Raw genomic sequence first — 6169 nt, 5'->3', positions numbered from 1 at the left:
CGCGGCAGGAAGCCGCGGGCGCAGACCACCCGGCAATCTTCCGGTTCACTTTCCGACGTCCCCAGCCGCCCCGGGCACCGACGGCGCGGTCTGTTGGCCCGACCTGGAGGTGCGATGGCAATCATTCTCGGCGACAACCAGTATGGAAAGGCCGAAGTCAGACTCGTCCATATCGACCGTTCGACCCGGGCTCACCGGATCAGGGACATCGACGTCTCATCGGTGCTACGGGGCGACTTCGCCGGCGCGTACCTCGACGGGGACAACAGCCACGTGCTGCCCACCGACACGCAGAAGAACACCGTCTATGCCTTCGCGCGCGACGGTGGTGTCGGCGAGATCGAGGAATTCGGCCTGCGGCTCGCCCGGCATTTCGTCGGATCCAGTGAATGGACCACGGGCGCCCGGATGGAAATCGTTGAATACGGCTGGCAGCGGATCGACGTTGCCGGCCATCCAGATGATCACTCTTTCTTGCGAGCCGGTGGTGAATACCGGTCGACAGTGGTCACCGTCGACCACGACATGGCCTATGTCATAGCCGGAATCGGCGGACTGATCCTGCTCAAGTCAACCGGATCGGAATTTCGCGGATTCCCTCGGGACACGTACACGACGCTGCCCGAAGCGGACGACCGGGTCCTCGCCACCGAGGTCACCGCCCGATGGCGGTACACCAGCGCCGATGTCGAGTACGGGCGGCTGTTCACGGGCATCCGGGCGGTACTCCTGCAGACGTTTGCAAAGGTGCACAGTCTCGCGCTGCAACAAACCCTGTACGCAATGGGTCGGGAGGTACTCGCCGCTCATCCGGAGGTTGCCGAGATCCGCATGTCGATGCCGAACAGGCACCACTTCCTGGTTGATCTCACGCCCTTCGGGCTGGACAACCCCGACATCGTTTACCAGCCGGCCGACCGGCCGTATGGAAAGATCGAGGGGAGCGTGCAGCGCGACGACGCACCCGCACCCGGGCCGGCCTGGCTGGCGGTCCCGGGCTTCTGCTGATCGGTCGGCCGAAGGCGGCGCGATCATTGTCGTTCCGCGCCGCCGGCGGCCCCGGGTTTCTGCCGATCAGCTGGTCGAAGGCGGCGCGATCATCGCCGTTCCGCGCCGCCGGCGGCCAATCGGACGACGTCCCCGGCGGTGACCGCCAGGCGCCGCGCCGCGCTCCCCCCGTTCACCGCGAGCGCCACGAGGCCGGCGGAGTCAACGTAGACGACGATCTCGCCCGGATCCACCGAGGCAAAGGTGAGCCCGAACAGGCCGGTGGCCACCGACCGGTCCGCAGTGATCTCGATGGTACGGCCGGGGGCAACCCAGGCCGAGGGGAGCACGTCCGCGGCGCCGGCCAGTTGGACGTTGCCGAAGGTGTCGACCGTGAGGACTTCGATCTCGACTGCGGTGGGAGACGCCGCACCGGCGGTGGCCGGTCGGACGGGCCGCGCGACCGGCGGTGGGAGCCGAGCGAGCCCAGCTGGGTCCACCGGTATGCCGAGGCCGGCCAAGTCCTGGCCAGCCACGAGTGCGGCGGCTGCGGGCGCGAACACATCACGCCCGTGGAACGTCGCCGACACCTCGGCGGGTACCGCCAACGCCACCGCGGACCGCACGCCCCCGAGCGCGTCGGCTGCGGGCGGCAGCAGGCCGTTGTCGGGGCCGACGAGAAATCCCCGTGGGGTGGCCACCGCGAGCGCACGCCGCGAGGTGCCCACCCCCGGGTCGACAACCGCAAGGTGCACCGCGGGTGGCAGATGCCCGACCGTCTGGGCGAGTACGACCGATCCCCGCCGCACGTCACCTGCTGGTATCAAATGAGTGATGTCGATGATGTGAACGCCGGGCGTCCGACACAGCAACATCCCATGGCAGGACGCTACGAACCCGTCGACAAGTCCGTAGTCGGACAGAAAACTCACACACGATATATGATTTATACGACTCATATGACTCCACTCGTCCGGAGCCGGGCGATCTCCGGCGCACCGTAGCCGAGCTCGGCGAGGATGACGTCGGTGTCTGCTCCGAGTGCGGGCAGCGGTCCCATCGGAGCCTCCTCACCGGGAAAAGCAACCACCGGGCGCAGTTGGCGGACCGGTCCCACCGGTGAGTCAACCGAGGTCCATCGGTTCCGCGCCGCCAACTGAGGGTGATCGAGCAATCCGCGGACGGTATTGAGGCGAGCATGGGCGATGCCGGCGGCGTCCAGTCGGGCCTCGGTCTCGGTCGTGCTCAGCGCCACGACGGCGTCCGCGACCAGCGCCTCGGTGCGCGCCCGGTTACGCACCCTGGCCTGGTTGGTGGCGAAATCGTCGGCGGCAGCCGCCTCCGGCCGGGCCAGCACGTCGGTTGCCAGCCGGGCCCACTCACGATCGTTCTGGACGCCGATCAGCAGACGGTCACCGTCGGCTGTCGTGAACGCCTCGTAGGGCGCGATCGACGGGTGGCCGATGCCCAGCCGTGGCGGTTCGACGCCGGTGTGTTCGACGGTCTGTAGTGAGTACCCCATCCACTCGGCAAGGGCGTCGATCATCGTGATCTCGACAGCGGCGCCGACGCCGGAACGCTCGCGGCGTAGTAACGCCGCCAGTACCGCTTGGACGACGTAGGTTCCCGCGGACACGTCACCCGCGGCGAACCCCGCCTTCGCGGGGTGCTCGTCCGTGCCCGTCGCGGAGATCAGCGCGGTCTCGGCCTGGATGAGCATGTCGTAGGCGCGCTTGTGCGCATAGGGGCCTTGCGCGCCGTAGCCGGAGAGATCAACGGCCACGAGCCTCGGATTCCCCGCAGCCAGCGTGGCCGCGTCGAGGCCCAGCCGGGCCGCGGCGCCCGGCGCCAGATTCTGTGCCACCACGTCCGCACGGCTCACCAGCCGGGTGAGCACCGCGCGACCTTCGGGAGCCTTGATGTCGACGGTCAGTGACTGTTTTGATCTGTTCAGCCAGGCGAAGTGGGCCGACATCCCACCCCGCACCGCCGCGTCGTAGGCCCGGGCGAAGTCTCCGGACCCCGGCCGTTCGACCTTCACCACCCGGGCGCCGAGGTCAGCCAGATGACGGGTGGCGAACGGCAGGGCCACCGCGTGTTCCAGGCTGACGACGGTTACACCTTGCAGCGGCAGCACGCCCTCACACTATCGGCCGAAGGCAGCGCGATCATGTTTTTCCGCGCCGCCGGAGGCCCGATCGCCGTCCACGACGTCCACGACGTCACCGTCGACAACCTCGTGATGGGCGTGCCCCAGTGCCGGCGGTGGGGCAGCGGCCGGCGGCTGTCGTGGAGTGACCAGCGACGGTGCGTCCTTCTCGAGCGGTGGACCGCCGTTGGCGAATACCACTGCCAACCACGGTACGACGATGGCGACTGCGATGGCGACGAAGCGCGCCCAGTCGCGCAGCGCAACCACGGCAAGGATGAGGCACACGGTGCGGAACAGCATCGAGATCACGTAGCGTCGCTGGCGGCGTTGGATCTCCTCCGGGCGCGACAGGGCCGCACGAGTGATCAAAGTGGTGTCGCTGTTCCGCCTGATCCGCACCGACGCACCCCTTACGACTGCTCCCTGCGACCATTGACGTCCCTGTGACCGCTCACGTCCCTGTGACCAACCGATGCGTCCGGCCTCGCAGACCGGCGCCGACGGCGCCGCGAACGGGCGGTCAGACGAAGAGCGCCCGGCACCTCCAAGCCTCCAAGCCTGTTCAGTGTGCGCGCCCGGGCCCCGCATCGCCCGCGAAAGTCCGACTACGAGCGCCCGGCAACGGGGACGCGACGTCGCGGGGCTGGGGCACGCACCTCGCGATCTACCCGCCCCAGCCCCACTTCTTGATCCACGCTGCTCCTGCCAAGCGCTCTGAACGATGTGAATCTGATGCTCCTGCCACAACACCAGATTCACATCGTTCCCACAGAGCGCCCGGCAAAGTATGCCGGGCGCCGGGTACCTGCGTGGCCGGACGTCAGGACGGACCCGGTGCCCAGTTGATTCCCGACACCGCGGTGAGGATGACCACGACGCCGATCGGAGGGCTCGTGCGTTGAAACGGGTATCGATCGTCTGTGACGGATGCAACAGGGAGCCACCGGCTTCCGCTGATGTTCGCCTGGGCGGCACCACAGGGGCAATACAGGTAGGAGCACCAAAAAATGATCTCCAGCAAAGGATCCCACCGAAGCGCCCGACGTCATCTGTCGACCTCGGCGCGTTCCGGGCCTCCTCGCGAGACTCCACCGAAGCCCGCGCCCACCCCACCTCCGACCTGGCGCCGCTGGCTGCTGCCCATCGGCATCATCATCACCGTGGCCCTGTTGTTCGCCCCCAGCATGTTCGCGAAGCAGGCGACCGCCTACAGCTTCACCCAGCTCACCCAGCAGGTGGACGCCGGTACGGTACGCAACATCACGATCAACGACAAGGGTGCGGTCACCGGCACTCTCAAGGACGGCACCGGGTTCACCTCGCAGGTCCCCACCGCGCTCGATACCCAGGGAGTCCTCACCCAGCTGCAGGCCAAGAAGGTCGACGTCAAGGCGACCCGCTCCGGCACGTCCTTCCTGTCGATCGTGCTGAGCTTCCTGCCGCTTCTTCTGCTGGTGGCGTTCTTCCTCTGGACCGGCCGAGCGGCGCAACGGTCGCTGGCGGGCGGGCTCGGCGGCATCGGTCGATCCCGAACGAAGATCATCGATGCTGAACGCCCGACCACCCGATTCACCGACGTGGCCGGCTACGAGGGCGCGAAACAAGAGGTCAGTGAGGTCATCGACTTCCTGCGTAATCCCGAGCGGTACCGGCAGGCCGGGGCGAAGGGCCCAGGTGGGGTGCTCATGGTCGGGCCGCCCGGCACCGGCAAAACGCTGCTCGCCCGGGCGGTCGCCGGTGAGGCCGAGGTGCCCTTCCTGTCGGTGAGTGGCTCCGGGTTCGTCGAGATGTTCGTCGGGGTCGGTGCCTCCCGAGTCCGGGACCTGTTCAACGAGGCACGCAAGCGGGCACCGTCCATCATCTTCATCGATGAGATCGACGCGATCGGGGGCAAGCGAGGCTCAGGGCTCATCGGCGGCGGTCACGATGAACGTGAGCAGACCCTCAACCAGCTCCTCGCCGAGATGGACGGGTTCGACCCGGCCGAGGGCGTGGTCGTCCTCGCCGCGACCAATCGGCCCGAGACCCTCGACCCGGCGCTGCTGCGGCCCGGACGGTTCGACCGGCAGGTCACCGTGCCGCTACCGGCCCAACGGGAACGGGCGGAGATCCTCAAGGTGCACTGTCAGGGCAAGCGGTTCAGCCCGGAGGTGGACCTGACGGTGGTCGCCCGGGCCACCCCCGGCTTCTCCGGCGCGGATCTGGCCAACCTGGTCAACGAGGCCGCGATCCATGCCGTGCGGGAAAGGCGCAGCGTGCTGACCGCGAAGGACTTCGACGCCGCCCGGGACAGGATCATCCTGGGCCGGCGCGACGCCACCAACGTGCTGCTGCCCGAGGAAAAGCAGTCGGTGGCCGTCCACGAGTCCGGGCATGCGCTGGTGGCGGCGCTCTCGCCGCACGCCGACCCGGTGGCGAAGATCACAATCCTGCCAGCAGGGATGGCGCTCGGTGCCACCCAGCAGTTGCCTGAGGACGAACGGCACCTCTATACCGAGAGCTACCTGTATGCCTCGCTCGCCGTACGCCTCGGCGGGCGGGCCGCGGAGCTGGTCGTCTTCGGCCAGGGTTCGACCGGGGCCGCCAACGACCTGGCCGGCGCCACGACGCTTGCCACCCGGATGGTGCGCGAGTTCGGCCTGTCCCCTGTGCTGGGGCCGGTGGGTTACGCCTCGGGCAACCCCCAGTACCTCGGCGGCGAGGAGTTGGTCTCCAGACCGTACTCGGAGGAGACCCAGCGGATCGTCGACTCGGAGGTGGCCAGGCTTCTGCGGGAGGCCGAGGAGCACGCCATGACGCTGCTGCGGGCCCACCGCGGCGCGCTGGACGCGCTCACCGGCATCCTGCTGGAACGGGAGACCGTCGACGGCGGCGTGCTCGACGACGTCCTGCGTGACCACGCCCCGGTGGATGCGGACAGCGACGCCGACCGGTCCCCGCAGTCCTCGCAGGTGTCCCGGTCGGCGTCGCTGGGCAAGGAATAATTCCGTTGTGAACGCCGGTACCGGTCCGGTCGGGCCGGCCGCTACC

General features: G+C 68.4%; 5 protein-coding genes. 2 read left to right on the top strand and 3 right to left on the bottom strand.

Annotated features, from left to right (window positions below):
- Window positions 1-114: 114 nt before the first annotated feature.
- A complete protein-coding gene (gene pucL / locus U9980_RS01165) occupies window positions 115-1008 on the top strand; it encodes a factor-independent urate hydroxylase (protein WP_322766303.1) in 894 nt (297 codons plus the stop codon).
- 89 nt (window positions 1009-1097) lie between these two features.
- Here pucL and U9980_RS01160 read toward each other — a convergent pair whose 3' ends face one another.
- Genes U9980_RS01160 through U9980_RS01150 form a run of 3 tightly spaced genes read right to left on the bottom strand, consistent with a single transcriptional unit; the run spans window position 1098 to window position 3538 of the window.
- Window positions 1098-1946: an SAM hydrolase/SAM-dependent halogenase family protein gene (locus U9980_RS01160; RefSeq protein WP_416210107.1), complete on the bottom strand. Its 849-nt coding sequence runs from the start codon at window positions 1944-1946 to the stop codon at window positions 1098-1100.
- The gene (locus tag U9980_RS01155; protein ID WP_322766301.1) at window positions 1943-3124 is read right to left on the bottom strand and encodes a CaiB/BaiF CoA-transferase family protein; all 1182 of its coding nucleotides are present in this window, start codon (window positions 3122-3124) and stop codon (window positions 1943-1945) included. Before U9980_RS01155 ends, U9980_RS01160 begins: the two co-directional genes overlap by 4 nt.
- 9 nt (window positions 3125-3133) lie before the next feature.
- Complete coding sequence (locus U9980_RS01150) at window positions 3134-3538, bottom strand: DUF3099 domain-containing protein (RefSeq protein WP_322766300.1); 405 nt, start codon at window positions 3536-3538, stop codon at window positions 3134-3136.
- Window positions 3539-4146: 608 nt separating this feature from the next.
- Between U9980_RS01150 and ftsH the strand changes: the two genes are divergently transcribed.
- A complete protein-coding gene (gene ftsH / locus U9980_RS01145; protein WP_322766299.1) occupies window positions 4147-6123 on the top strand; it encodes an ATP-dependent zinc metalloprotease FtsH in 1977 nt (658 codons plus the stop codon).
- The last annotated feature ends 46 nt before the right edge of the window (window positions 6124-6169 follow it).

This window comes from Protofrankia sp. Cr1, assembly GCF_963555865.1.
GTDB lineage: Bacteria > Actinomycetota > Actinomycetes > Frankiales > Frankiaceae > Protofrankia.
Note: the sequence above shows the minus strand (reverse complement) of the source record. Positions and strands in the feature narration are given on the sequence as shown.